Below are 26,332 nucleotides of genomic sequence, written 5' to 3' on the forward strand. Positions count from 1 at the left end.
ACATAGATGAGTTTAGACAGATTGAACGACAAACAGAGACAGGCAGCTATGATGATCGAAGGACCGCTGCTCATTCTGGCTGGCGCCGGATCCGGCAAGACCAGCACCATGACAGAGCGTATCGCTTATATGATAGAGCAGGGGATATCCCCTTATCACCTTCTGGCTGTAACCTTTACCAATAAGGCGGCAGCTGAGATGAGGAGCAGAGTAGAGGATTTAGTAGGCAGCTGCAGGGACATGTGGATCATGACATTCCATTCTATGTGTCTTCGGATTTTGCGGTATCACTGTGAGATCATCGGCTATGATCATAACTTTGTCATCTATGACAGCACAGATCAGAAAACTATCGTCAAGAATATCATCAAGGCACAGAATATCAACGATAAGGAGTTCGGTGCGCCGTATCTTCTCAGCATTATCAGTTCTTTTAAGGAAAAAGCTGTGGACGCAGAGGGTTACCGAAAGACCATGGAGGATAACTTCAAGACGAAGATTATTTATAACGTGTTTAAGGCATACGAGGAGGAACTTAGGAAGAACAACGCCATGGACTTTGACGACCTGCTCTTAAACACAGTCAGACTTTTTGAAGCGGACGAGGCGATTTTGCTCAAGTATCAGAATCGGTTTCGTTATATCATGGTAGATGAATATCAGGATACGAACCATATTCAGTATAAGCTGATAAAGATGCTTGCTGAGGGCCATCACAATCTTTGCGTAGTAGGTGATGACGACCAATGCATCTATCAGTGGAGAGGTGCGGATATCAGGAATATTTTAGACTTTGAAAAGGACTTTCCTGAGGCAAAGGTGGTCAAGCTGGAACAGAACTATCGCTCCGTAGGCAACATTTTGGCGGCAGCCCATTCCGTGATCGAAAACAACCACGGCAGAAAAGGTAAGAAGCTGTGGACCGAAAAGGAAGCTGGAGATAAGATCAAATATTACCGCGCCGACACGGAAAAGGACGAGGCTCGTTTTGTGGCGCAGCAGATCGACCTGATGAAAACCAGAGAGCGGAAGTTCAGTGATTTTGCCATTCTTTACAGAACCAATGCCCAGTCCAGACATTTTGAAGAGGCACTGACTGCAAGAGATATCCCATACAGAGTACTGTCGGGACTGCGTTACTACGATAGAAAAGAAATCAAGGATGTGATGGCATACATGCGCCTTGTGGTAAATCCGTACGACGACCTTTCCTTTAAGCGAGTAGTCAACGAGCCGAAGCGGGGCATGGGAGATAAGTCAGTGGAAAAGGTTGAGGCATTTGCCAAGGTCAGAGGGGAAAGTCTGCTGCAGGCTTTGTCTGATGAAGAGGTGCTTTCCACCCTTCCGGGAAAAGCGTACGCCGGCGTCAAGGCGATGGTAGAATGTATCAACCTTTGCAGAGCCGAGAGGGAGAACCTTAGGGTGTCTGACATTTATGACAACCTCCTTGTAAAAACCGGATACATGAAAGCCCTGGAAGATGCAAATACTGTAGAGGCAGAGGGACGTATCGAAAACTTGATGGAATTTAAATCGGTTATTTACGATTACGAAGATGAAGCCGAGAATCCGACCATCGAAGAGTTTATGGAGAAGATCACTCTGATGGCAGAAGTCGACAACCACGATGAGAGTCAGGATGCAGTAGTGCTCATGACCATGCACAGCGCAAAGGGATTGGAATTTCCGGTCGTATTTTTGCCGGGACTTGAGGACGGTCTTTTTCCGGGGCACAAAGCCTTTGATACGCCGACAGGTATGGAGGAGGAACGCAGGCTTTGCTATGTAGGCATGACCCGTGCAAAGGAAACTCTAATCCTGTGCAGCGCAGCTATGCGAACACTCTACGGACGGACGGACTATACCAGAGAGTCCCAGTTTTTGCGGGAGGTTGATAAGAGACTCCTTGAGGGAGACGCTGTGTATGTCAGAAAGTCAAGAGATAGCGGTCTAGGTGTATCCACCGGATCTATCGACGGTTATGCAGCAAAGGAAAGCCCGAAACCTTACGATGCGCTGCGCTTTGCAAAAGCAGCCACCCGTGCCAATGTAAGCGCTGCGGCAGGCGGTGAAGATTTTGCTATCGGAGACAGAGTGCGCCATGCTAAATTTGGAGAGGGACTCGTCATCGATCAGGATGACAAGACGATGACTGTTATTTTCGATGCTGCTGGACAGAAAAAAATGGCGAAGGGTATCGCTCCGCTAAAGAAAATTTAGGAGATAAAATGACCATGGAAGACAAAAAGTCTTTAATGAAAGAGAAAATAGAGATTTTGAATAGAGCCAGCAAGGCGTACTATCAGGATGCTGAGGAGATGATGTCCAACTTTGAGTACGATAAGCTTTACGATGAGTTGGCAGCTTTGGAGGCGGAAACCGGCATGATTCTGGCAGGCAGTCCTACGCAGAATGTGGGATATGAGGTGCTTTCGGATCTGCCGAAGGAGCGTCATCCGGAGAGAATGCTGTCGCTGGATAAGACAAAGGACAGACAGGCGCTGGCAGAGTGGCTGGCGGGACAGAAGGGGATTTTGTCCTGGAAACTGGATGGACTTACCATTGTACTGACTTACGAGGAAGGAAAGCTGGTTAAGGCGCTGACTCGGGGAAACGGGGATGTTGGCGAAGTGATTACAAACAACGCCCGCGTCTTTGCCAATGTGCCTGTGGAAATTCCGCATAAAGGCAGACTGGTTCTGCGTGGAGAAGCAGTAATCAAGTACAGCGATTTTGAGAAGATCAATGCTTCTATCGGGGATGCCGATGCTAAATATAAAAATCCGAGAAACTTGTGCAGCGGCTCTGTACGTCAGCTGAATAATCGCATTACCGCTGAGCGAAACGTCAATTTCTTCGCTTTTAGTCTGGTGGAAGCTGCAGGCGTAGATTTTGCGGGCAGCCGGCAAAAGCAGATGATGTGGCTTTGTGACCAGGGCTTTGATGTTGTGGAATACAGGATGGTAGACGCAGAAAATGTGGTAGATGCCGTTGGATATTTTGAAGCAGCAGTGGCAGATAACGATCTGCCGTCGGACGGGCTGGTTCTGAGTCTGGATGACATCCATTACAGCCGCAGTCTGGGAACTACTGCAAAGTTTCCAAGGGATTCCATTGCATTTAAGTGGCAGGATCAGGTCGCAGAGACGACTTTAAAGGAGATTGAATGGAGCGCATCAAGAACCGGTCTGATTAATCCGGTGGCAATCTTTGAACCGGTAGAACTGGAAGGAACCACAGTGAGCCGGGCATCGGTTCATAACATCAGCGTGATGCGGGATCTGAAACTGGGACTTGGCGATACCATTACAGTATACAAGGCAAACATGATTATTCCGCAGATTGCAGAGAATCTGACGGGAAGTAATGATATAGAAGTGCCGGAGAATTGTCCGGTCTGCGGAGAGCAAACCACAGTGAAAAACGACAATGGCGTGGAAACCTTGTACTGCACCAACGAGGCATGTCTCGCAAAGCAGATCAAACGGTTTACATTGTTTGTTTCTCGAGACGCGATGAATATAGACGGTTTGTCCGAGGCGACCATCGAAAAACTGATCGCAAAAGGGCTGATTCGTGAGTTAGCGGATCTGTTTGCGCTGGAACAGTATCGGGAACAAATCACAGCAATGGAGGGTTTTGGAGAAAAATCCTTTGAGAATTTGGCATCATCCATAGAAAAAGCGAAGGATACGACGCCAGAACGGCTCCTTTACAGTTTGGGCATTCCGGGCATCGGTGTTGCCAATGCCAAGGTAATTGTCAAAGCCTGTGGTCGCAAGTGGGACAAAGCAGTGGCACTGACCCGTGAAGAACTGATTGAAATTGATGGAATCGGCGAAATTATGGCAGATGCCTATGTATCGTATTTTGACGATGACACGAAGCGAAAGGAAGCGGAAGATGTGCGTGCCATGGTGCGTCTCGATGAGACGGAAGAAGAAACGGCAGATTTTCTGGAAGGAAAGACATTTGTGATTACAGGTTCTTTGCAGCACTATGAGAATCGGGATGCACTGAAAGCAGAAATTCAGCGGGCTGGCGGCAAAGTAGCAGGCTCTGTCAGCGCAAAGACCGCATATTTGATTAATAATGATTTGCAGTCCACTTCCGGAAAAAACAAGAAAGCAAAGGAACTTGGTATTCCTATTATAGATGAAGAAACAATCAAGACTTGGATTGAAACAGGGGTGATAGAAGATGTGTAAGGAAGAAGAGTTGGCGAGGTCGGCTAAAAAAATGACGAGGTGTGTAGAGGCATCGCCGCTGGAAGCAGAGTTAGCATCTGGCGGAACGCAGGCCCTCGCTCCACTGAAAGTCGGCAAGTTGGACAGCGATGTACTGCAGGAAATCGTACTGGACAGGATTACCTACCGCAGACCTGAAGTGAAAACTCGTGCAGGTGTGGGAGAAGATTGTGCCGTTATCGATTTCGGATCATATGATTGTGTAATTTCCACTGATCCAATTACGGCAGCTGTTTCTGAAATTGGCCGTCTGGCTATTCATATTTCCTGCAACGATATTGCCAGTAACGGTATAGAACCCCTTGGCATTACCCTGGCAGTCATGCTGCCTGTAGGAACAACCATTGAAGATGTAGCAACGATCATGAAGCAGGCGGGAGAAGCGGCAGAAGCTTCCGGTGTTGAGATCATCGGCGGTCATACCGAAGTGACGCCGGCGGTGAATCAGCCGGTTATCGTCTCTACTGCTTTTGGCCGGGCGATTTCCGGAAGCTGCCAGTCAGCAGGCGATATGCGTCCGGGCGATTATGTGCTTCTGACAAAATGGGCAGGTCTTGAAGGCACCGGCATTATAGCAGGCGATTTTGAAGCAGAACTTTCCGGCGTATTGACTGATGCAGAGCTTGCCTATGCAAAATCGCTATTAGACGATGTAAGCGTTGTGAAAGAGGGCGCTGCCGCCGGAAAGATTGGAACTGGCGGTATGCACGATGTAACTGAGGGCGGCATTCTGGGAGCAGTCTGGGAGATGTGTCATATCGCAGACCTTGGTGTAGAGCTTTGGGAAGAAGCCATTCCGGTGCAGCCGGTTACAAGAAAAATCGCAGACCACTTTGGAATCAATCCGCTGCGGCTGATTTCCAGCGGCTGTATGATGATCATTGCGGCGCCGGAGAAGAAGGAGGCGCTGCTGGAGGCGATTACAGCGGTAGGTGTGCCGGTTTGCTGTATTGGGCGGATTTGCGCCAAGGAGGCAGGGCTTGTGCTGATTGGAGCAGACGGTGAGCGGTCTGAAATCACGCCGCCAGAGCCGGATGAGTTGTATAAGGTGGTAAAATAGCAAAGCTTTTAACCTATAACGATAAAATCGCGAGAAAATGTATAAGAGAATCGGCAAATCTTAACCGAATATGAAAAAAATAGAGAAAAGTGTATAAGAAAGATTGTGCAGCAGTGTGGATTTTGTAAAAATTGTTTAAATGCAGGGTTGATTTAGAGGATTTTAAGAGTTGAATGCAGGGACTTTGCGCAAACTTGAGAGATTTTTATACATTTTTTCTTGAAAATCAAATTATAGGTTAAGTTTTCTCTGCTGATAAGCGAGGAAAGGGGATCAAGATGTACGAGTTGATACAGATAGGTGAACGGACTTATTACATAGAGTGCCCTGCAAAAATGGGACTCTTCAGGATTAATCAAGAAGAGGTTTGTCTCATTGACAGCGGCAATGATAAGGATGCTGCCAAAAAAGCCCTGCGCATCATCGAGGGGCAGGGTTGGAAGCTGAAGATGGTAATCAATACCCACTTTCATGCAGATCACATTGGTGGAAATCAACTGCTGCAGCAGCGGACCGGCTGCACCGTGTGCAGCCGTGGCAGCGACCGCGCCTTCGTGGCGCGGCCGCTGCTGGAGCCGGCGTTTCTCTTCGGCTCCTGTCCGCCGCACGAACTGCAGAACAAATTTCTGATGGCAAAGGAAAGTGTGGTTACGGAACTGACAGAGGAACTGCTTCCAGAAGGTTTATCTATGATAGAACTTCCTGGACATTCCGATGCGCAGTTTGGACTTAGAACCTGCGATGATGTAGTCTTTCTGGCGGACTGTCTTGTAGGACAGGAAACTTTGGATAAATACCGAATTTCTTATATCTTTGATATGGGAAGATATCTGGAGACATTGGAAATGGTCAAAGGAATTTCTGCCAAAGTCTTTGTGCCAGCCCACGGCGCAGCCTGTGAGGATATCGTACCCCTTGCCCAGGCAAATATTGATAACGCTATGGAAATCATGGACGACATTCTGAATCTTTGTGCTGATAAAGCGCTGATTTTCGATGATATTATGGCAGCCCTCTTTGAGAAATATAACCTTCGCTTTGATTTGGGGCAATATGTACTCAACGGAACTACAGTGAAAGCTATGCTGACCTATCTTCACGAAGAGGAGAAGCTGGAGATTGTAACAGAGGGAAATTATATAAAATGGAAGGCTGTTTACTAAAACGCCGTTCGTGGGCGAGAGATTATCATGTAAGTTTTATGCAGGCAGCATGTGGAAATAGCCAAACTCCTCAGTCTCTCCTAAATACTATTTGACAATCCCGTCCAAAACCCATATAATAATATGTGCGACTAAAACGTACAAACTTTGTAGAGAAAACTGAATCATTGCCCTTTTATAGCTTCGCCTGGTATGGTTTGGGTCCTGCGCAATGGGATGCCGTGAACCTTGTCAGGTCCGGAAGGAAGCAGCAATAAGCGGAAGTTCTTATGTGCCGCAGATAAGCCTTCTCCAACGCCTGCGGAGCTATAAAAGGGCAATTTTTTTATAACATAGGAAATATCCACTGGTCGATATTTCCATATGTTTCGAGAAAAGCACTTTGTGAAGCGTCGCCGCGAGGCAGACGCCATGTGTGCATAGGAATTTATAATTCTGTCATGTACACTTTTCTTATTCGGAAACAGTCAGAGCAGTGTGATGTGCATATATAATAAAAAAGTATCGAAAATATGCACACCGGTGTGCATATTTTCGGCAAAATAGAGAAATTTATGCATATTTGCTCGGATAAAGGCTGAATTTTGTAGCGTATTTCGGTGTAATTCCTTGATTTTGGAAGGGGAATGTGCATATTTTCAGGTATTTTTTGAGAAATATGCATAAGGGAGCGATAACTTGTGCATATTTTAGGGATTTTTTTAAAAAATATGCACAACGAGCCAGAGAGCAGGCACGCTGCGCGGGGCACAACGAGCCGAGCCGAGTCAGGAAGCAGCAGGCACGCTGCGCGGGGCACAACGAGCCGAGCTGAGCCAGGAAGCAGCAGGCACGCCTCCTACCACATTAAGCACCGTTAAAAAACAAGGAGAGGAACTTCATGTACACAGCTTTATATAGGGCGCAGAGACCGGAGGTCTTTTCCGAGGTGATCGGGCAGGACCACATTGTCAGGATCTTAAAGAATCAGATTCAGACCGGAACGGTCAGTCACGCATATTTATTTTGCGGGACCAGAGGGACGGGTAAGACCACGACTGCGCGGATTTTAGCTAAGGCAGTTAATTGTCTTACAGAGGAAGAAAAACCCTGCGGTCACTGTGCAAACTGCATGGCGATTAAAGATGGAACTTTTATGGATGTCATTGAGATTGATGCGGCGTCCAACAATGGGGTGGATAATATTCGAGAACTCAGGGAAAGTGTAAAATATCCGCCGGCAGTGGGACGGAAAAAAGTCTACATTATAGACGAAGTTCATATGCTGTCAACAGGCGCTTTTAATGCACTGCTGAAGACTTTGGAGGAACCGCCGGAAAATGTAATTTTTATTCTTGCAACCACCGACCCGCAGAAACTGCCTCAGACGATTCTGTCAAGATGTATGCGTCTGGATTTTAAAAGAGTACCGGAAAAAGTGCTCATCGACCATATGGGTAGAATTTGCGCAGAGAAGGGAATTGAAATTACAGAGCGGGCGTTGCGACTTCTGGCAGCCAATGCAGATGGCTCTGTCCGTGATGGACTCAGCATCTTAGACCAGTGCCTGTCAGCAGGTGATCGTAAACTTGACAGAGACATTATTCTGGAATTTCTGGGAACGGTTTCCGAAGAATTCTTTATCAATCTGACAGACAAAGTTTCCCTTCATGACGTTGCAGGGGCGCTGGTGATTCTGGATGAAGCGCTGCAGGAAGGTAAGGATGTCAAACAGCTGATGAAAGACTGGATGAGTCACTACCGAAGCCTGTTGATTACAAAATACATTAAGAATGCAGAAGACATGCTGAACATGTCTACAGAAAATATAGAAAAGCTGCGGGCTCAGAGCGGTCAAATCTCTTTGGATGAAATTAACAGCGGAATTGTTACTTTGTCACGAACTATCAATGACGCAAGATATTCCAGCCAGCCGAGGATACTGCTGGAGCTTGCCATCGTAACAATTGCTTCAGGTCTGACGGAGGCAGCGCCTATAGGCAAAAGTGTTCGTCAGGTGCAGCAGGCAAGCGTAAGACCGCAAGGGCAGCCACAGATGGCACAGCCAGCGCCAGTGGGAGCAGCAGCAGCACCGTTGCAGCAGCCTCAGGCGGCATCAGTGCAGGCAGCAGCCTCAGCGCAGGTAGTTTTAGAAGAAAACGGTGCAGGCAATGCACTGCAGCAACAGCCGCAGACCGTGCAAATACCCAATTACGATTTGGATGAAATCTGGGAGCGCATTTTTGAAGAGGGCGAGGATATTAAGGGTAGCTTTAACCTGATTCGTACCGGTGCAGTACTGGCAGAGATAAATGACAGTCAGTTTAAGGTTATCGCACAAAACGCTTTCACCAAACAGTATGTAGAGAGTAATCAGCAGCAGATTTGTCAGCTGATGGAGAAGATTACGGGAAAGAACCTGAAACTGGTCTGCAAGACAGAGGAGCAGAATGAAGAAGTATCACCTCATAGACAGGAAGCGGAACAGCTGGCATCAGAGGTTCGCAGCAAACTGGATTTGGGTGTGGACATCACGATTAAATAAAGAGTAAACCATAGGAGGATAAAGACATGGGAAAAGGAATGAGAGCAGGAAAGAAACCGAAAGTTGGCGGAGGAGCAGGCAATATGCAGAAGCAGCTTGCGCAGATGCAGCAGATGCAGCGCCAGATGGAGCAGATGCAGGCAGAACTTGAAGAAAAGGAAATTACCACAACTTCTGGCGGTGGTGCAGTGAGCGTAACTGTAAACGGAAAGAAAGAAATTGTCAGTCTGAATCTGGATAAAGATATTGTAGATCCTGATGACGTGGAAATGCTGCAGGATTTAGTGATTGCCGCTGTCAACGAGGCAATGCGCCAGATTGACGAGATTTCTAATACTGAAATGAGCAAGCTGACCGGCGGGCTCAACATTCCGGGATTGATGTAATGAGACAGTATCCAAGACCATTGGGAAAACTGGTCAATGAACTGTCCAAATTGCCAGGAATCGGCGGAAAAACAGCACAGCGCCTTGCATTCCATATTCTGTCGTTGACAGATGGAGAGGCGCAGGGGCTGGCGCACTCTATTCTGGAGGCAAAACAGACGATGAAATATTGTTCTGTCTGCGGAAATCTGACCGATCAGGATCCGTGCAGCATTTGTACTGACCAAAACCGCAGACAGGATGTGATTTGCGTAGTGGAAAGTCCGAAAGACGTAATGGCGATGGAGCGTATCAAAGAATTCGACGGGCTTTATCACGTGCTTCATGGAGCAATCTCTCCTATGGATGGCATAGGACCTGAGGATATCAACTTGAAGCAGCTGATTGTAAGGCTGCAGAACAGTCAGGTCAAAGAACTGATTTTGGCAACAAATCCTAATATCGAAGGGGAAGCGACGGCTATGTATATTGCAAGGCTGATTAAACCCTCCGGAATCAAAGTCAGCAGAATTGCTAACGGTATACCTGTAGGCGGCGATTTAGAATATGCTGACGAAGTAACACTTTTGAAAGCTATGGAAGGGCGCAGAACATTATAAAGGGACAGATTTTTGGAATCTGTCTCTTTTTTTGGATTATGAAGGTAAAGGGGCAAAAGGGGCAGACTGGTGCAATGAGACTTCTGCACTGCGCAAAATTGCCGAGCCGACTGTCATCCTTGCACCCGCAGCCCTTCTTCCTTTGCAATCTGCATAAAATAGTTATATTTCTTTGTTGCCGCAAGAAGACTGTAAGCAGCACAGTCGATAGCGGCAGTATCGGTCAATTCATTGAAAAGGTTTGTCGCTGCTTCCATTTCGGAGCGGGCGATTTTGATACAGGACAAAATTTGGTTCTCTTTGTTTTTCAATGGAATCACATCCTTTGTAGTTATTTTATTCTATTTTATTCCACCTGCGCATATTTTATACAACGAGTACATTATTTTAGGCGGAGGATTTACTATGGGCACAGAACTGAGCGTATTTTTGACTTTTGGCGGTACGTTGATTTTAATCTTTTTATTGGGAAAAGCACTGCTTGTTCCAGTGAAAGTAATTTTGCGGCTGCTGGCGAACAGTCTGATGGGTGCTGTTTTAATTATTGTAATAAATTACATTGGAATGAATTTTGGAATTCTCGTCCCTATTAACGTTGTTAATTCTTTAACAGTGGGTGTTTTAGGGGTTCCTGGCGTTGTCACATTGCTTTTGTTATGCAATTAAATGTATATTTTGTGCATATTTATATGTATATTGTATTTTTAGTTGTACAATCTTGACAAAGTTACTTTTCTGTATTAAAGTAGATACATTACGATTTTTATTACAAAAAATTAGAGTTTAAAACTATTTTTTAGAAATGAGAAGAGAGAATGGGAGGAAAATCTTATGACTAAAAAAAGAATGAAAACTATGGACGGCAACACCGCAGCAGCGCAGGTTTCCTACGCTTTTACCGATGTGGCGGCTATTTACCCGATTACACCTTCATCGACAATGTCAGAGGTGGTAGATGAATGGGCAGCATATGGCAAGAAAAATATTTTTGGACAAACTGTCAGAGTTGCGGAAATGCAGTCTGAGGCGGGCGCTGCAGGAACAGTGCACGGCTCTCTTTCATCAGGCGCTTTGACGACTACATATACTTCGTCACAAGGGCTGCTTTTAATGATTCCAAATATGTACAAGATTGCAGGCGAAATGCTGCCGGCAGTATTTCATGTAGCAGCAAGAACTGTTTCCAGTCATGCCCTTTGTATCTTCGGCGATCATTCCGATGTTATGGCAGCAAGACAGACAGGCTTTGCAATGCTGGCTTCAAGTTCTGTGCAGGAGGTTATGGACCTGGGTGCTGTAGCGCACCTTGCGGCAATCAAAGGCAGTCTGCCTTTTGTACACTTCTTTGACGGTTTCAGAACTTCTCACGAGATTCAGAAAATCGAAACCATCGAGTACGATGAACTGCGAAAGTTAATCGATTTAGATGCAGTCGATAAGTTTAGAAAGAGAGCGCTCAACCCGGAACATCCGATGATTCGCGGTACTGCACAGAATCCGGATATCTTCTTTCAGGCAAGAGAAGCTTCCAACAAGTTCTATGATGAGCTGCCGGAAATCGTAGTAGAATACATGGATAAGATCGGCGAGGTAACCGGTCGCAAGTACAAGCCTTTTGACTATGTCGGTGCGCCTGACGCAGAGAACGTAATCGTGGCGATGGGATCTGTCTGCGAAACCATCGAAGAATCCATGGAAAAACTTCTTGCGGACGGTCACAAGGTTGGTCTGATTAAGGTTAGACTTTACCGTCCTTTCGTAAAGAAATATTTTATGGATGTTCTGCCAAAGACTGTTGAGCGAATTGCAGTGCTGGACAGAACCAAGGAACCGGGTGCCATCGGCGAACCTTTGTATCAGGATATTAAGACCATGCTTTACGGCGAAAAGTATGCACCGGAAGTTTACGGCGGCAGATACGGTCTGGGCTCCAAGGATGTAACGCCGGGTATGATTCGTGCGGTCTTTGATAATCTGTATCACAAGCATCCGAAAGACCACTTTACCGTAGGAATCGAAGATGATGTAACCGGGCATTCCCTGGGATATACCGTGGGCATTTCCAGAGAACCGGAAGGCACCATCAAATGCAAATTCTGGGGTCTGGGCTCTGACGGTACAGTCGGCGCTAACAAGACAGCCATTAAGATTATCGGTGATAAGACTGACTTATATGCACAGGGATATTTTGCGTATGACTCCAAAAAGTCCGGCGGCGTAACCATTTCTCATTTGCGTTTTGGTAAAAATCCGATTAAGTCGGCTTACGGCATTAACAGAGCGGATTTCGTTGCCTGTCATAACCAGGCATATCTGAGACAGTACGACATGCTGAAGGATCTGCAGAAGGGCGGCACCTTCCTGCTCAACAGTTTGTGGGCACCGGAGGAAATGGACGAACATTTGCCTGCAAGCGTAAAGCGCGCACTGGCAAAGAAAGAAATCAACTTCTATACCATCGACGCATGGAAAATTAGTGAAGCCATCGGTCTTGGCAGCAGAATCAACATGATCATGCAGGCAGCTTTCTTCAAACTGACGGAAGTAATTCCTGTAGATGATGCGATCAAATATCTGAAAGAAGGTATCGAAAAGACATACAAGAAAAAAGGTCAACAGGTCATCGAGATGAACTGGAAGGCTGTTGATGAAGGTATCAACGCAATTCAGAAGGTCGAGATTCCGGCAAGCTGGCTGGATGCAGAAGATCCGAAAGAAAAGGTTCTGGATCTGCCGGTATTCGTAGAAGAAGTGCTGATTCCGATGAATAAACAGGAAGGCGAAGATCTTCCGGTCAGCACCTTTATCAATCACCCGGATGGCTCTTTCCCTCTGGGCACCAGCAGATACGAAAAACGCGGCGTAGCTGTACATCTGCCGAAGTGGGATATAACAAAATGTATCCAGTGCAATCAGTGCTCCTTTGTCTGCCCGCACTCTGCAATCAGACCTGTGCTGCTCAATGATGAGGAACTGGCAGCAGCGCCAAAAGGTTTTGAGACCATCAAAGCGCAGGGCGCACAGCTTGACGGACTGCACTACAGGATGCAGCTTTCTGCTCTTGACTGTATGGGCTGCGGCAACTGCGCAGACATCTGTCCAGCAAAGGAAAAGGCACTTAAGATGGAAGCTTATGCCGATGTGGTTCACGAAGCAGACAACTGGGATTATGCTATGACCATCAAGAAAAAAGACCTGCCAGTTGAAAAGACCAGCGTAAAAGGCAGTCAGTTCTTCCAGCCTTACTTCGAGTTTTCCGGCGCATGTGCAGGCTGCGGTGAAACGCCTTATCTGAAGGTTATCACACAGCTCTTCGGCGACAGAATGATGATTGCCAATGCGACAGGCTGTTCCTCCATCTGGGGCGCATCTGCGCCGTCCATACCATACTGCACGGATGAAAAGGGACACGGACCTGCGTGGGCAAACTCCCTGTTTGAAGATAATGCAGAATTTGGATACGGTATGGTTCTGGCAACCAAACAGATCCGCGACAAGATTGAAAGCAACATGAAAGCGCTTCTCGAGCTGGATATCGATGACGAAATGAAAGACGCTTTCAAAGACTGGTTAGAATACAAGGACCACGGCGAAGAATCTATTGCAGCCAGCCAGAAGGTTCTGGATGCAATAGAGAATATGAAGACTACCGACGAAGTGCTGAAACAGCTTTGTGACAGAATTTTAAGATACAAGGATTACCTCGTAAAGAAATCTATCTGGGCTATCGGCGGTGACGGCTGGGCTTACGATATCGGCTACGGCGGTCTGGATCACGTACTGGCTTCCGGCGAAAATATCAACGTACTGGTATTCGATACAGAGGTTTACTCCAACACTGGCGGTCAGGCATCCAAGGCGACACCGGCAGCAGCAATTGCAAAATTTGCAGCCTCTGGTAAAAGAATCAAGAAGAAAGACCTCGGCATGATGGCAATGTCCTACGGCTATGTATACGTAGCGCAGGTAGGCATGGGCGCTGACAAAGCCCAGTTCATGAAAGCAATCGCTGAAGCTGAAGCTTACGATGGACCATCTCTGATTATCGCTTATGCGCCTTGTATCAACCACGGCATCAAGAAAGGCATGGGCAAATCTCAGGAGAACATCAAGGACGCTGTAGAATCTGGCTACTGGCATCTCTACAGATACAATCCTGATTTAAAGAAAAAGGGCAGAAATCCGTTTATTCTGGATTCCAAGGCGCCTAGCAAACCGTTCAAAGACTTTATCATGGGTCAGAACAGATATTCTTCCCTGGCGAAGGAATTTCCGCAGAAAGCGGATAAGCTCTTTGAAATGACAGAACAAGACGCTCGTGAAAAATACGAAAACTACAAAAAATTGTCGGAAGAATAATCTCTAAGGCTTTCGATAAAAAGAGAATCGATGACGGCATCAGCCGAATCATCGGTTCTCTCTTTGGTTCAAATCTATTTTACCCCTTTCTGCCAACTTTCGCTGACTGCCGCTGCGATGTATTCTGTAACTTTCGGGTTAAATACATCTGGGATGATATAGTCAGCGGATAGTTCTTCTTCGGGGATAACTGCTGCAAGCGCCTGAACTGCTGCTATGCACATCTCTTCTGTGATTTTTTCCGCACAGGCGTCGAGCGCGCCGCGGAACAGAGCAGGGAAAACCAGCACATTGTTAATTTGATTGGGAAAATCAGAACGGCCTGTACCGACTACGGCAGCGCCGGCTTTTTTTGCTGCATCCGGGTGTATTTCCGGATTTGGATTTGCCATAGCGAAAATAATCGAATCCTCTGCCATGGAAGCTGCCATTTCTTCAGTAACGCAGTTTGGCGCAGAAACACCGATAAAGACATCGCTTCCACTCAGTGCGTCTGCTAGAGTGCCGGACTGGTTTAAAGGGTTCGTAAAGGTCAGCAGTTTTTCTTTTGCGGGATTAAGCGGGCGACTGGCAGAAATAATGCCCTTACTGTCGCAGACTAATATTTGTGAAAATCCAAGCTTTGACAGCATTTCAGCGATTGCGCAGCCTGCAGCACCGGCACCGTTTATGACCACTTTGGGTTTTTCAGGAGTACGGCCGGTAACTTTGAGCGCGTTGAGCAGGGCAGCACAGGTTACAATAGCAGTTCCGTGCTGATCATCGTGAAAGACAGGAATGGAAAGCTCTTCTTTTAATCGCTGTTCGACTTCAAAACACGCGGGTGCAGCGATGTCCTCCAGGTTAATACCTCCGAAACCCGGCGCGATATTTTTGACGGTTGCGATGATTTCCTCCGGATTCTGCGTCGCAAGGCAAATGGGAAACGCGTCCACATCAGCAAAGCGTTTAAACAGTACGGCTTTTCCTTCCATAACGGGAAGTCCGGAAAGGCTTCCGATATTGCCAAGACCTAAAATAGCGGAACCATCCGTTACAACAGCGACAGTGCGGGGTTTTGCCGTGTATTTGGACGCCAGCTTTTCGTCTTCTGCAATTGCAAGGCAGGGTGCGGCAACGCCGGGTGTGTAGTAAACAGAAAGATCTTCTCCGTTCTCTACTGAAACAGTAGGCGTGATTTCAATTTTTCCATGAGCGGCCTCATGAAGGCGCAGTGACTTCTCACCGTAATTCATAGTATTAGCTCCTTTCCGTGTATCGGATTTATTTGCCTATAGTATAGTGCTATCTGCTTTTTTCGTAAAATACCGAAAAAACAGTTTGCCATAATTAAAAATTATGGCAAATCAAATTTTTAGTATTTTACAAATATTAAAAGCAGAGGCCTAATAGAATCGTAAAAGGAATTATCAGACAATTCAAAAGAAAGGTGGAGCAATTATTATGAAAGAAACAAAGAAACGTTTTAAGGTGCCGCATACATATGTAATTCTGTCAATTGTTGTTTTGATTATGACAGTCTGTACGTGGATTTTACCGACGGGTGAATACGATCGTGTAGAGGTTGATGGAAGAACGGTTGTGGATGCAAGCAGCTATCATGCAGTTGATGCTAACCCAATCGGATTCTTTGACTTATTTAAAGAAATCCCGAAAGGCTTTAACGATGGTGCGAATGTTATCTTCTTTATCTTCTGCACTGCCGGTATGTTCAACATCATTATGGCATCAGGTGCTATTGAGAGAGGTATCGGCAAGCTTGCACTGGCAACCAGAGGAAAAGAAAAATTACTGATTCCGGTAGTTATGGCAGTATTTGCTCTGGCAGGTGCTACATTCGGAATAAATGAAGAAACGATTATCTTTGTGCCGGTGGGAATTGCACTTGCAAGGGCACTGGGGTATGATGCCATCGTAGGCATGTCGATTGTTATGCTGGGGGCATCCATCGGATTCAGTTCTGGTATCATGAATGCATTCACTGTAGGTGTAGCTCAGGGTATTGCAGAATTGCCGATTTTCTCTGGATATGGCCTCAGAATAGCAGTTTGGGTTGTGATGTTGATAGTTACAGTGATTTATGTATCTCGCTATGCAAAAAAAGTGAAGGGGAATCCGACTTTGTCTTATGTGCGTGATTTGGAAGTGGAAGAGCATGGACAGAGCATGAATTTGGACACATTAGAAAAAATGAACAAGAGGGACATTCTGATTCTTCTGTGGGTGTCAATCTGCTTTAGCATTATGATTTTTGGTACATTCAATTATGGCTGGTACATGACAGAACTGTTTGCTATGTTTGTCATTATGGGAATCGGTGCCGGAATTTTAGCAGGCTTCGGTCCAAGTAAAATAGCGACAGAATTTGTCAATGGTGCAAAGAGCATTGTTTTCGGCGCGCTGGTCGTAGGTGTTGCCAGAACTATTCTGATGGTCATGAGCGACGGTATGATTATCGACAGCGTATTACATGCGTTGTCAGGTGTGATTGCATATTTGCCAAAGAGCGTTGCTGCGGTAGGAATGCTTTTTGTGCAGGCAATTACCAATTTCTTTATCCCGTCAGGAAGCGGACAGGCAGCAGCGACGATGCCGTTGATGACGCCGCTTGCCGATGTATTGGGACTGACAAGACAGACCGCTGTACTGGCATTTCAGTTTGGCGATGGCTTTACCAACAATATCATTCCGACTTCGTCTGTTTTGATGGGATGTCTTGCTGCAGCGCACATTCCTTATGAGAAATGGGTGAAATATATTGCGCCGCTGATGGGCATTTGGGTTTGCATTTGCGCGGTATTCATGATCATCGCTACAGCGATAAACTATGGTCCGTTTTAAGCGTAGGTGTGAATAAATCTTCGGAGTGCGTACCGATATAGTGATAAAGCTGGGAGGCGCCTTTTGCCAGGCGCTTTCCCTTTTTCTTAATCAGGCAGATCGGCAGCGGAATATTGTCTGAGAGGGGAACAGCGGTAATCTGCGGGTAATGGGCGAAAGCTTCCGGAAACTGCAGGGTTGACGCCAGATTGGCAGCTAGATAATTGCAGATTGTCAGCATTTGATTGGACTTCAGAATATATTTTGGTGTGACGGAATGACGCTCAAAGGTTTGCTGCATCAGTTCGCCAGGATAAAAGAAAATGATTTTTTCATCTGCAAGCTGTTCGATTTTGATTTGCTTTTCTTTTGCTAGGGGATGGTTGATGTTGGTGCAGAAGCAGAGAGATGTATCTTTTAGCACATAATACTCCAGCATCGGATATTCCTGATCGCCAAGAAGACAGATTGTAAAATCCAGGTTGTCATTTTCTATTGCAGTGAGCGCATCATAGGAGGAGAGCTCAGAAATTTCCAGCTCCAGTTGGAACTGCTCTGCGGCAATGATAGGCAGGCGTGGTAAAATCAGCGTGCCAATAGTTGGCGGCACACCGATGCGAATGCTGGTGCGGCGCAGATATCCTAAATCACGCATTTCATCGGTCAGTGAATCGAGGTTTGACAGGATTTCGGAGGAACGGTACAAGAACAGCTTGCCTTCGTTAGTTAGAGAAACATTTTTGTTGGTACGGGTGAATAAAGTGACGCCCAGTTCTTCTTCCAAGTCATGGATGGAACGGGTGATGGCAGGCTGCGAAATATGCAGCTCTTCCGCGGCTTTTGTGATATTGCTGTGTTTGCACACACATTTGAAGTAGTACAGCTGATTGAGTTTCATATTGTTTACCTCCTAAAAGGAGTATATAATAAATTTTGAAAAAAGGAAAGGAAAAAGTATATGTGGAATATGGAACAATTCCGCAAAGAACTTGCGGAAATCGTAAATTTGGACAGCAGCAGCGAGAATTTGCAGGATATTGCCGTGATAGGCAGAATGCTCGCGAACCGATTGAGAGACGAAGGCTATCTGGTGGAAACCTTCGATGAGGATACACGCATTGAGGCAAGGACACATTCGGAGAAGGATTTTGATGTGATGTTTGTCGGTCACATGGACACAGTATTTCCGAAAGGAACTGCAGCAGAAAGACCGTACAGAGAAGAAGGTAATCTGGCTTATGGACCGGGCGTTGCTGATATGAAAGCGGGGCTGATTTTAGCCATACATCTGGCGCAGCGCCTTCGGGAGGAAAGACCGGAACTTCGAATCTGCTTTGCATTTAACAGTGATGAGGAAATCGGTTCAGGGCGTTCTAAGACTTGGCTGCAGGGACTGGCAAAACATACCCGATATGCCTTTGTTTTTGAGCCGGGAAGATTAAACAACGGCTTTGTCAGAAGCAGAAAAGGCGGCGCAGATTTGGAAGTGTCTTTTCAGGGGATTGCTGCCCATGCCGGGGTTGCGCCGGAAAAAGGGGCCAATGCCCTTGTGGAAATGGCACGCTGGATTACAGAACTGACGGCGCTGCAGGATTTTGACGCAGGTACATCGATTACAGCGGGAATTGCGTCCGGCGGCACGGCAGTTAATGTAGTAGCTGAACATGCACAGGTAAAGCTTGACATTCGTTTTAAGAACCCTGGAGAGATTGAGCGGATTCGCGAGACGGTTTCTCGTTTGCAGCAGAATCCTGTGGTTTCCGGTGTGAGTGCGGGGGTGGTGTTTAAAGATGTGGTAATGCCGATGAATCCGTCGGAGGTAACAGAGCATCTAATGCAGAAGATGAACCAGGCAGCGTCCGGTTTGGGGCAGAGTATTTGCTGGATAGATACCGGCGGCGTATCAGATGCTAATCACATCGCAAGTTTGGGTGTGCCGACTCTTTGTGGATGCGGACCTGTGGGTAACGATATGCACAGCAGCGGAGAGTATTTGGAACTGGACACCATCGAAAAAAGACTGGAACTGATGTATCGACTGATTGTACAACTATAAATATCCTAATTAAAAAAATGCCGCGTCGGTTTTCAACCATGCGGCATCTTTGTGGTCTATATTATGAGAAAATACCCATTTTAAAGAAGGTATCGATTTGTCCCAGAAGAACCAGAACCATCAGCAGCGGCGCTGCGAATTTGATGCAGAAATCGAAGAATTTCTGGGTTCTGAACTTGTTGCCGTTCAGGGTCACTTCTTTGTCTACCAGTTCTGTCGGCAGGATGATTGCCATGTAGCATGCGCCCAGCGGCATGAGAATACCCTCGGATACTAAGTCGAAGGAATCAAGCCAGGTGCTCTGACCAAAAATCTGCGGGAATCCATTGCCGCCAAGTCCATCCAGCGCTACGAAAACGCCTTCCAGACCTACGATAATACCCATAATAGTTACAACCAGTTTTCTGTCAATCGGTTTGCCTTTTTCTGCGCGCTTGTCCATGACGGTGGAGCTGACAGCTTCCAGCAGAGCGATGGAAGAGGTGATAGCTGCGATGAATACCAGACCGTAGAAGATGAATCCGAAGATTGGACCAATTCCTCCCATTGCAGAGAATACAGTCTGCAGTGTTACAAAGAGCAGACCAGGACCGCCTTTAGGATCAAGACCGGAAGCGAATACTGCTGGCATGATGGCAAGTCCTGCCATGATGGCGATGATCGTATCTGCAAGTGGAATAATCAGTGCGCTGCGTTCCAGACTGGCGTCCTTTGTCATATAAGAACCGTAAGTAACAGTGATGCCCATGCCCAGCGACAGGGAGAAGAACATCTGACCGCCTGCTGCGGCAAGAACATTGATAAAGCCTGCGCCCTGGAATACGTCCCAGTTTGGTTTAAACATAAATTCCAGACCTGCAGCTGCGCCCGGCATGGTAACGCTTCTTGCGATAACAATGAGCAGACATACGAATAGCGCCGGCATAGCCACTTTGGTAAACTTCTCAATACCGCTGGAAACGCCGCCGCGAACGATAAAGATAGTCAGCGCGACGAAGATAATGGTGTAAACAGAACTTTGCACCATATCGGTGGAAAATGTACCGAAAAATTCACCGCTATCTGTGGATCCAACGCCAAAGCCTGCACCAAAGAGATCTCCGATATTGGCAATCGCGTATTTCAGACAGTAGCCGCCCAGCATGCAGTAAAAGCCCAGAATCAGCAGCGGAGAAATCCATCCGAACCATCCGATAAACGCATATTTTTTACTTAATGCTTCGTAAGCGCCGACAACACCTTTGCCGGAGTTTCTTCCCAGAGAAAGCTCACCAAGGCAGATTACGTAGCCTACCAGTACGACTAAGATTAGATACAGGATGAGGAAAGCAAATCCTCCACTGATTCCCATCTTGTACGGGAATCCCCATAAGTTGCCAAGACCAACAGCGGAGCCGATTGCGGCCATTAGAAAGCCGAAATTGCTCGCCCATTGACCTTTACCTTGTTGTTGTGTCATGAGATAAAGTCCTCCTAATTGATAATTGCAAATATATAGTTTGTCCTACCATTATATCTGGCTGTAGTGAAGTTGTCAATCATAACATAAAGCCTTTTGGAAATTTGTTATATGACATAAAAAACTGAATAAAATTGGATTCCTTTTAATGTATGAAAATAGACGAAAGAAAGCAGAAACCGGGATTGAGAAGAATCCCGGTTTCTGCGTCGTTTATGCAAATCGTGCATATGTATGTGGTCTTATTAGAATAAATCTGTGAAGTCGAAGAATCCGTCTAGAGATACGATAATCAAAATACCGCAGATGATTGGATCCAGCCATTTTAGACAGAAATGTACGAAACCTTTTGTTTTGAAGTCGGAACCTTCTGAAACTTCCTCGTCGAGGAATCTCAGTCTGGTCCAGCCAAGCATGACTGCCATACCGGTAGCACCGATTGGCATCAGCAGACCTTCTGCAAACAAATCGAAGAAGTCCAGCCATACCTTATCAGCTTCAGGCCCAAGGAGTGCAGCCAGCGGATTCCACCAACCGGAAGAACCAAGACCATCACCGGTTACGATTAAGTTACCAGCAAGAGCAATTACTGCAGTCAGGGCAACGCATTTTGCTCTTCCGCCCATCTTGCCTTTTCTTTCCTGTGCGTCTACCATAGCCTGGATACCGCCTTCCATCATACCGATGGAGGAAGACAGTGCTGCGAAGAATACCAGCAGGAAGAAGATTACGCTGAAGATAGGACCGATTGCGCCCATGTTCTGGAATACAGTTACCATAGTGGAGAACAGAAGCCCAGGACCTGCACCCGGTTCCAGACCGTATGCGAATACTGCAGGGAAGATGCAGACGCCAGCCATAACCGCAACCAGAGTATCTGCAACAGCTACGATTGCTGCGTTCTTTTCTAGGTTTTCACTCTTGTTCAGTTTAGCACCATATGCAATCAGACAACCGGATGCCAGTGACAGTGAGAAGAAGCACTGATTTCCTGCAGCGCCCAGAACACCAATCCAGCCAGTGCCTTTAAATGCGCTCATATCAGGCTTGAAGATGAAAGCGAGACCTTCGCCTGCGCCTGGCAGAGTAACTGCTCTGATAATGATGATAATCATGCATACAATCAGGGCAGGAATGGCTACCTTACAGAATTTCTCAATACCGGATGTACCCAGATAAACGATAAGTACAGTCAGTGCCCAGAAAGCTACCATGTAGAGAATTGCCGGCATACCGCTGGAAATGAAACCGCTGAAGTATTCACCGGCATTAGCGGTACCAAGATCGCCGGCACCCACTAACCAGCCGATGGATGCAACCAGATATTTGGTGATGTATCCGCCGAATGTGCAGTAGAATGCAACCAGGAAATAAGGTACGATTGTTTCAATGATACCAAAAATCTTGAAACTCTTGTTTGTGTTTTCAAAGCCCTCAATTGCAGCTTTGCCTGTTTTACGACCGATGGCAAATTCACCCATCAGCAGCGGATAACCTACGACTACCAGGAAGAACAGATAACAGAGCAGGAATACAAATCCACCCATGTTACCCATCTTAAACGGGAAGGACCAAAGGTTACCCAGACCTACAGCCGATCCGATGGAAGCCATCAGGAATCCAAAGTTACTGTTAAAGCCTTTGTTGTTCTTGTTGTCCATTGAACTACCTCCTAATTAGGATAAAATAAATGCATAAAAATAACTTATACAGCTTCATTATATGTGAAAGATGGGTAAAAAGTCAACATGTATACACATCTGAACAAAGAAAAATCTGATAATTGAAAAAACACCACCAAAAAAGAAAGGTTTTTTGGTTCGGTGACACAAAAATGCACAATCTGGCATATATTACATGTAATATGACTTTAGGACAAGAAGGTTTGATATGGGAAACAGAAATTTTCTGATTGGTAACTATTGAGATTTAGATAGATTTCACGTATACTAATTAGAAAGCTTTTTATAGGAGGTATACTTGTGGCAATAGAGAAAGTGAGAGAATATTTTGGGCAATATGGACTAGAAGATAGAATTCAGGAGTTTGACGTTTCTAGTGCAACTGTGGAATTGGCGGCTCATGCGGTAGGTGTTTCGGGCGCAAGAATTTGTAAAACGCTGTCTTTCAAAAGTGAAGACGGCTGTATTCTGATTCAGATGGCGGGAGATTCGAAGGTAGATAACCGGAAGTTTAAGGACTATTTTGGATTTAAGGCAAAAATGCTGTCTGCTGAAGAAGTGGAATTCTATACAGGACATGCCGTTGGCGGCGTTTGTGCTTTTGCTGTCGAAAATCCCAAAGTGCGGATTTTTTGTGATGTGTCTATGAAACGATTTGAGACGGTGTTTCCTGCCTGCGGCAGTGCAAACAGTGCCATCGAACTGACTTGCGATGAGATTTTCGGGTTTTCCAAGTCAGAAGCGTGGATTGATGTAAGCAAACTGCCAGAGGAGGAGTAAACTGCATGGAACTGACAAAAAAACAGAGAACAAAAAAAGAATTACGAAGAATTCTTTTCTGTACGGCAGGGGCACTCCTTTACGCTTTTAATCTGAGAAGCTTTGTTCGAACCGGGGGATTGTTTCCTGGAGGCTTTGCGGGAATTACGATTCTGCTTCAGCAGATTGCGGATACATTTCTGGGACTGTCCATTCCGTATACGGTACTGTATATTCCGCTGAATTTGGTTCCTATTTATATAGGTATTAAGTATCTGGGAAAACGATTTACATTTTATTCCGTTTATGTGATTGTATTGAGCAGTTTCATGACGGATATTCTGTCAGCTGTGACAATTACTTATGATGTACTTCTGATCTGCATTTTCGGAGGCATTCTAAACGGTGTAGCAATCAGTCTGGCGCTTTACGTGGGGGCCAGTGCAGGTGGTACCGATTTCATATCCATTTACTTCTCTCAGAAGAAAGGCATTGACGCGTGGAACTATATCTTTATGGGCAATGTGTGTATTCTTGTTGCGGCAGGCATTCTTTTCGGTTTTGATAAAGCATTGTACTCAATTATTTTTCAGTTTTGCTCTACGCAGGTTATACAGATGCTGTACAAAAGATATCAGAAGCATACGCTGCTGATTATCACGGAGCAGCCCAATGTAATTTACGGTAGGATCAAGGCGATTACCAACCATGACGCAACCCATTTTAAGGGAATTGGGTGTTATCAGGGAACAGAACGGAATATGCTGTATTCTGTGGTTTCCAGTGAAGAGGTAAACAAAGTTCTTGCAGCGATTATGGATGCTGATCCGGGCGCGTTTGTTAACGTGATTAAGACGGAACAAATTGGCGGCTGGTTCTATAACAGACCTAACGACTAACATATATTTAAATACAAAAAAGGGATGCATGACTGCACCATTTTCCTTAAACGGTATCCGCACCATTTATGAACCAATAAGGTCTTATGGTGCGGATTTTTACGTTCCACTTTGAGATGGCTTCCTTTAGAGCAAATTGAAAGAAAAACGAACATTTGTTTGCAAAGGCGATGAGTTTATGGTATAATAAACTCATTCTTGCAAAGAATTTTTTATTAGATTAAGATTAAGAAGGAACTCTTTTGGGTAAACAGATTAAATTGCTGTTTTTTACAGTAGTTCCAAAGATATTCAAGACAAAGACTGATTCATAGGGGAGGAACTTTCATGAGTCAATTCAAATTAGTATCAGAATATAATGCTATGGGTGACCAGCCACAGGCAATAGATAAGCTGGTCAGCGGGATTCTGGACGGAAAGAAGCACCAGACACTCATGGGCGTCACCGGTTCCGGAAAGACCTTTACCATGGCGAACATCATAGAAAAGGTACAGAAGCCGACCCTTGTTATTTCTCATAACAAGACGCTGGCAGCTCAGCTTCACGGTGAGTTTAAGGAGTTTTTTCCAGAGAACGCGGTAGAGTATTTTGTGTCCTACTACGATTACTATCAGCCGGAGGCGTATGTGCCGTCTACCGATACCTATATTGAGAAGGATTCCGATATCAACGACGAAATAGAAAAGCTGCGCCACTCGGCAACAGCAGCTTTGGCCGAGCGGCGCGATGTCATCATCGTGGCATCTGTTTCCTGCATTTATGGACTGGGAAGCCCTTTTGATTATGAAAATCAGATGATTTCATTGCGGCCGGGGATGGAGAAGCCCCGCAATGAAATTTTGCGCAAACTGATAGACATCCAGTATGCCCGAAACGATTTGGAATTTGAGAGAGGCACCTTCCGCGTGCGGGGAGATATCATCGATATCTTTCCGGCAGGGTCCGATAAGGCAGTTCGCATAGAACTCTTCGGTGACGAGGTGGAGAGTATTAAAGAGATGAATCCGCTGACAGGAGAAATTCTGGGACTTAGGAACCACATCGCAATTTACCCGGCATCCCATTATGTTACCTCCAAGGAGAACATGGAGCGGGCGCTGGTTACCATAGAAGACGAGCTGGAGCAGAGAGTGCGCTGGTTTAAGGATCGGGGCAAACTGCTGGAAGCCCAGCGAATTGAGCAGAGAACCAGATACGATATGGAAATGCTCAGAGAAATCGGCACCTGCAAGGGAATCGAAAACTATTCCCGTCATATCAATGGCCTTGCGCCGGGCACCAGACCGTATACTTTGATAGACTATTTTCCCGATGATTTTCTGCTGATGATAGACGAGTCTCATGTCATGCTGCCGCAGCTTCGTGCCATGTATGCAGGGGATCGATCGCGGAAATCATCGTTAGTAGAGTACGGATTCAGACTGCCGTCAGCGCTGGATAACAGACCGCTGCAGTTTGAAGAATGGCAGGGACTTGTCAATCAGGCAGTGTATGTCAGCGCCACGCCGGCACCTTATGAAAAGGAAATGGCCGGCGGCATTACAGCAGAGCAGATTATCAGACCGACAGGTCTTTTGGACCCGCCGATTGAAGTGCGAAAGACCGAAGGACAGATTGACGACCTGATTGGCGAACTGAAACAGACTGCTGCCAGGGGAGAACGTGCCTTTGTCACCACTTTGACCAAGAAGATGGCAGAGAGCCTGACAACCTATTTGACCAATGCTGGAATCAGAGTCAGATACCTTCATTCGGAGGTGGATACTTTGGAACGCCTTGAGATTATCAGGGATTTACGCCTCGGAGAGTTTGACGTGCTGGTTGGCATCAATCTGCTGAGAGAGGGACTGGATATTCCGGAGGTATCGCTGGTGGCAATTTTGGATGCCGACAAGGAAGGTTTCCTCAGAACGGAGACTTCACTGATTCAGACCATCGGCCGTGCCGCTCGTAACGTAGATGGCAAGGTTGTTATGTATGCAGATTATATCAGCAAAGCTATGAAGGCGGCAATCGACGAGACGCAGCGAAGAAGAGGCATTCAGGCGAGGTATAACGAGGAACACGGAATTACGCCGAAGAGTGTACAGAAATCAGTCCGCGCGGTCATTGAGGCAACCAAACCAGCAGAGGATGAGGGCAGATATAAGGGCAAGAAGCCGATAGAAATGACCCAGAAGGAACTGAAGGATTACGTAAAGGAATTAGAAAAAGAAATGAAGGATGCTGCGCAGAACTTGCAGTTTGAACGTGCGGCGCAGCTGCGTGACCAGATATTTGAATATAAGAGCCGGCTGTCATAAGGTTGGCGTGATTTG

At 46.2% G+C, this 26,332-nt stretch carries 19 protein-coding genes and 1 other RNA gene; 15 read left to right on the forward strand and 5 right to left on the reverse strand.

All coding sequences use genetic code 11. From position 1 onward, the window contains the following. Nucleotides 1-6: 6 nt before the first annotated feature. The 8 genes from D1151_RS06660 to recR all read left to right on the forward strand — a co-directional run bounded on the left by D1151_RS06660 (nt 7) and on the right by recR (nt 9,979). Nucleotides 7-2,220, forward strand: a complete 2,214-nt coding sequence (locus D1151_RS06660) for an ATP-dependent helicase (RefSeq protein WP_160201927.1) — start codon at nt 7-9, stop codon at nt 2,218-2,220. Between the two features lie 14 nt (nt 2,221-2,234). Next, entirely contained in the window at nt 2,235-4,208 is a 1,974-nt protein-coding gene (gene ligA, locus D1151_RS06665) for an NAD-dependent DNA ligase LigA (protein ID WP_161908377.1), read from the forward strand. Further along, nucleotides 4,201-5,307 carry an AIR synthase family protein gene (locus D1151_RS06670; protein ID WP_243151171.1) on the forward strand — a complete coding sequence of 369 codons (1,107 nt, stop codon included), beginning with the start codon at nt 4,201-4,203 and terminating at the stop codon, nt 5,305-5,307. Before ligA ends, D1151_RS06670 begins: the two co-directional genes overlap by 8 nt. A gap of 278 nt (nt 5,308-5,585) precedes the next feature. Further along, a complete protein-coding gene (locus D1151_RS06675) occupies nt 5,586-6,470 on the forward strand; it encodes an MBL fold metallo-hydrolase (RefSeq protein ID WP_161908378.1) in 885 nt (294 codons plus the stop codon). Nucleotides 6,471-6,586: 116 nt separating this feature from the next. After that, nucleotides 6,587-6,798: signal recognition particle sRNA large type (ffs, locus tag D1151_RS06680), an RNA gene on the forward strand. A gap of 552 nt (nt 6,799-7,350) precedes the next feature. Further along, nucleotides 7,351-8,994, forward strand: coding sequence for a DNA polymerase III subunit gamma/tau (gene dnaX / locus D1151_RS06685; protein WP_161908379.1), 1,644 nt, complete (start codon nt 7,351-7,353; stop codon nt 8,992-8,994). A gap of 26 nt (nt 8,995-9,020) precedes the next feature. Further along, complete coding sequence (locus tag D1151_RS06690; protein WP_160202032.1) at nt 9,021-9,380, forward strand: YbaB/EbfC family nucleoid-associated protein; 360 nt, start codon at nt 9,021-9,023, stop codon at nt 9,378-9,380. Next, entirely contained in the window at nt 9,380-9,979 is a 600-nt protein-coding gene (gene recR, locus D1151_RS06695; protein ID WP_160202033.1) for a recombination mediator RecR, read from the forward strand. The genes D1151_RS06690 and recR overlap by 1 nt, the downstream gene beginning before the upstream one ends. Before the next feature lie 113 nt (nt 9,980-10,092). Here recR and D1151_RS06700 read toward each other — a convergent pair whose 3' ends face one another. Further along, nucleotides 10,093-10,290 (reverse strand): DUF2508 family protein, encoded by a 198-nt coding sequence (locus D1151_RS06700; RefSeq protein WP_160202034.1) that lies wholly within the window; start codon nt 10,288-10,290, stop codon nt 10,093-10,095. A gap of 94 nt (nt 10,291-10,384) precedes the next feature. Between D1151_RS06700 and D1151_RS06705 the strand changes: the two genes are divergently transcribed. After that, a complete protein-coding gene (locus D1151_RS06705) occupies nt 10,385-10,645 on the forward strand; it encodes a pro-sigmaK processing inhibitor BofA family protein (protein WP_160202035.1) in 261 nt (86 codons plus the stop codon). Between the two features lie 165 nt (nt 10,646-10,810). Next, nucleotides 10,811-14,338, forward strand: a complete 3,528-nt coding sequence (gene nifJ, locus D1151_RS06710) for a pyruvate:ferredoxin (flavodoxin) oxidoreductase (protein ID WP_161908380.1) — start codon at nt 10,811-10,813, stop codon at nt 14,336-14,338. Between the two features lie 74 nt (nt 14,339-14,412). On the opposite strand, the gene D1151_RS06715 is transcribed toward nifJ, so the two are convergent. Continuing rightward, nucleotides 14,413-15,573 carry an NADP-dependent malic enzyme gene (locus D1151_RS06715; RefSeq protein WP_160202037.1) on the reverse strand — a complete coding sequence of 387 codons (1,161 nt, stop codon included), beginning with the start codon at nt 15,571-15,573 and terminating at the stop codon, nt 14,413-14,415. Between the two features lie 208 nt (nt 15,574-15,781). Between D1151_RS06715 and D1151_RS06720 the strand changes: the two genes are divergently transcribed. After that, nucleotides 15,782-17,179, forward strand: coding sequence for a YfcC family protein (locus D1151_RS06720; protein ID WP_161908381.1), 1,398 nt, complete (start codon nt 15,782-15,784; stop codon nt 17,177-17,179). Here D1151_RS06720 and D1151_RS06725 read toward each other — a convergent pair. Further along, entirely contained in the window at nt 17,151-18,056 is a 906-nt protein-coding gene (locus D1151_RS06725; protein ID WP_160202039.1) for a LysR family transcriptional regulator, read from the reverse strand. The two genes, D1151_RS06720 and D1151_RS06725, sit on opposite strands and share 29 nt — an antisense overlap. A 60-nt stretch (nt 18,057-18,116) precedes the next feature. Here D1151_RS06725 and D1151_RS06730 point away from each other — a divergent pair, with 60 nt between their 5' ends. Further along, complete coding sequence (locus D1151_RS06730; RefSeq protein ID WP_161908382.1) at nt 18,117-19,214, forward strand: M20 family metallopeptidase; 1,098 nt, start codon at nt 18,117-18,119, stop codon at nt 19,212-19,214. A gap of 61 nt (nt 19,215-19,275) precedes the next feature. Here D1151_RS06730 and D1151_RS06735 read toward each other — a convergent pair whose 3' ends face one another. Together D1151_RS06735 and D1151_RS06740 are read right to left on the reverse strand one after the other, a co-directional pair. Continuing rightward, nucleotides 19,276-20,673: a sodium-dependent transporter gene (locus D1151_RS06735; RefSeq protein ID WP_160202041.1), complete on the reverse strand. Its 1,398-nt coding sequence runs from the start codon at nt 20,671-20,673 to the stop codon at nt 19,276-19,278. Nucleotides 20,674-20,918: 245 nt separating this feature from the next. Continuing rightward, nucleotides 20,919-22,334 (reverse strand): sodium-dependent transporter, encoded by a 1,416-nt coding sequence (locus D1151_RS06740; protein WP_160202042.1) that lies wholly within the window; start codon nt 22,332-22,334, stop codon nt 20,919-20,921. A 321-nt stretch (nt 22,335-22,655) separates the two neighbouring features. Between D1151_RS06740 and D1151_RS06745 the strand changes: the two genes are divergently transcribed. The 3 genes from D1151_RS06745 (at nt 22,656) to uvrB (ending at nt 26,317) form a co-directional block, all read left to right on the forward strand. Beyond that, complete coding sequence (locus D1151_RS06745; RefSeq protein WP_160202043.1) at nt 22,656-23,135, forward strand: YbaK/EbsC family protein; 480 nt, start codon at nt 22,656-22,658, stop codon at nt 23,133-23,135. A 5-nt stretch (nt 23,136-23,140) separates the two neighbouring features. Further along, a complete protein-coding gene (locus D1151_RS06750; RefSeq protein WP_160202044.1) occupies nt 23,141-24,013 on the forward strand; it encodes a YitT family protein in 873 nt (290 codons plus the stop codon). Nucleotides 24,014-24,340: 327 nt separating this feature from the next. Beyond that, nucleotides 24,341-26,317: an excinuclease ABC subunit UvrB gene (gene uvrB, locus D1151_RS06755; RefSeq protein ID WP_161908383.1), complete on the forward strand. Its 1,977-nt coding sequence runs from the start codon at nt 24,341-24,343 to the stop codon at nt 26,315-26,317. The last annotated feature ends 15 nt before the right edge of the window (nt 26,318-26,332 follow it).

Source organism: Emergencia sp. 1XD21-10, from assembly GCF_009936045.1.
In the GTDB taxonomy this organism is placed as follows: Bacteria; Bacillota; Clostridia; order Peptostreptococcales; family Anaerovoracaceae; genus Senimuribacter; species Senimuribacter intestinalis.

Excerpts from the sequence above, each read along its gene's own strand:
- D1151_RS06740 (WP_160202042.1), bottom strand. The coding sequence starts at position 22,334 with ATGGACAACAAGAACAACAAAGGCTTTAACAGTAACTTTGGATTCCTG.
- recR (WP_160202033.1), top strand. The coding sequence starts at position 9,380 with ATGAGACAGTATCCAAGACCATTGGGAAAACTGGTCAATGAACTGTCC.
- nifJ (WP_161908380.1), top strand. The coding sequence starts at position 10,811 with ATGACTAAAAAAAGAATGAAAACTATGGACGGCAACACCGCAGCAGCG.
- D1151_RS06720 (WP_161908381.1), top strand. The coding sequence starts at position 15,782 with ATGAAAGAAACAAAGAAACGTTTTAAGGTGCCGCATACATATGTAATT.
- D1151_RS06690 (WP_160202032.1), top strand. The coding sequence starts at position 9,021 with ATGGGAAAAGGAATGAGAGCAGGAAAGAAACCGAAAGTTGGCGGAGGA.
- uvrB (WP_161908383.1), top strand. The coding sequence starts at position 24,341 with ATGAGTCAATTCAAATTAGTATCAGAATATAATGCTATGGGTGACCAG.
- ligA (WP_161908377.1), top strand. The coding sequence starts at position 2,235 with ATGGAAGACAAAAAGTCTTTAATGAAAGAGAAAATAGAGATTTTGAAT.
- D1151_RS06715 (WP_160202037.1), bottom strand. The coding sequence starts at position 15,573 with ATGAATTACGGTGAGAAGTCACTGCGCCTTCATGAGGCCGCTCATGGA.
- D1151_RS06725 (WP_160202039.1), bottom strand. The coding sequence starts at position 18,056 with ATGAAACTCAATCAGCTGTACTACTTCAAATGTGTGTGCAAACACAGC.
- D1151_RS06675 (WP_161908378.1), top strand. The coding sequence starts at position 5,586 with ATGTACGAGTTGATACAGATAGGTGAACGGACTTATTACATAGAGTGC.
- D1151_RS06670 (WP_243151171.1), top strand. The coding sequence starts at position 4,201 with ATGTGTAAGGAAGAAGAGTTGGCGAGGTCGGCTAAAAAAATGACGAGG.
- D1151_RS06750 (WP_160202044.1), top strand. The coding sequence starts at position 23,141 with ATGGAACTGACAAAAAAACAGAGAACAAAAAAAGAATTACGAAGAATT.
- dnaX (WP_161908379.1), top strand. The coding sequence starts at position 7,351 with ATGTACACAGCTTTATATAGGGCGCAGAGACCGGAGGTCTTTTCCGAG.
- D1151_RS06730 (WP_161908382.1), top strand. The coding sequence starts at position 18,117 with ATGTGGAATATGGAACAATTCCGCAAAGAACTTGCGGAAATCGTAAAT.
- D1151_RS06735 (WP_160202041.1), bottom strand. The coding sequence starts at position 20,673 with ATGACACAACAACAAGGTAAAGGTCAATGGGCGAGCAATTTCGGCTTT.
- D1151_RS06705 (WP_160202035.1), top strand. The coding sequence starts at position 10,385 with ATGGGCACAGAACTGAGCGTATTTTTGACTTTTGGCGGTACGTTGATT.
- D1151_RS06660 (WP_160201927.1), top strand. The coding sequence starts at position 7 with ATGAGTTTAGACAGATTGAACGACAAACAGAGACAGGCAGCTATGATG.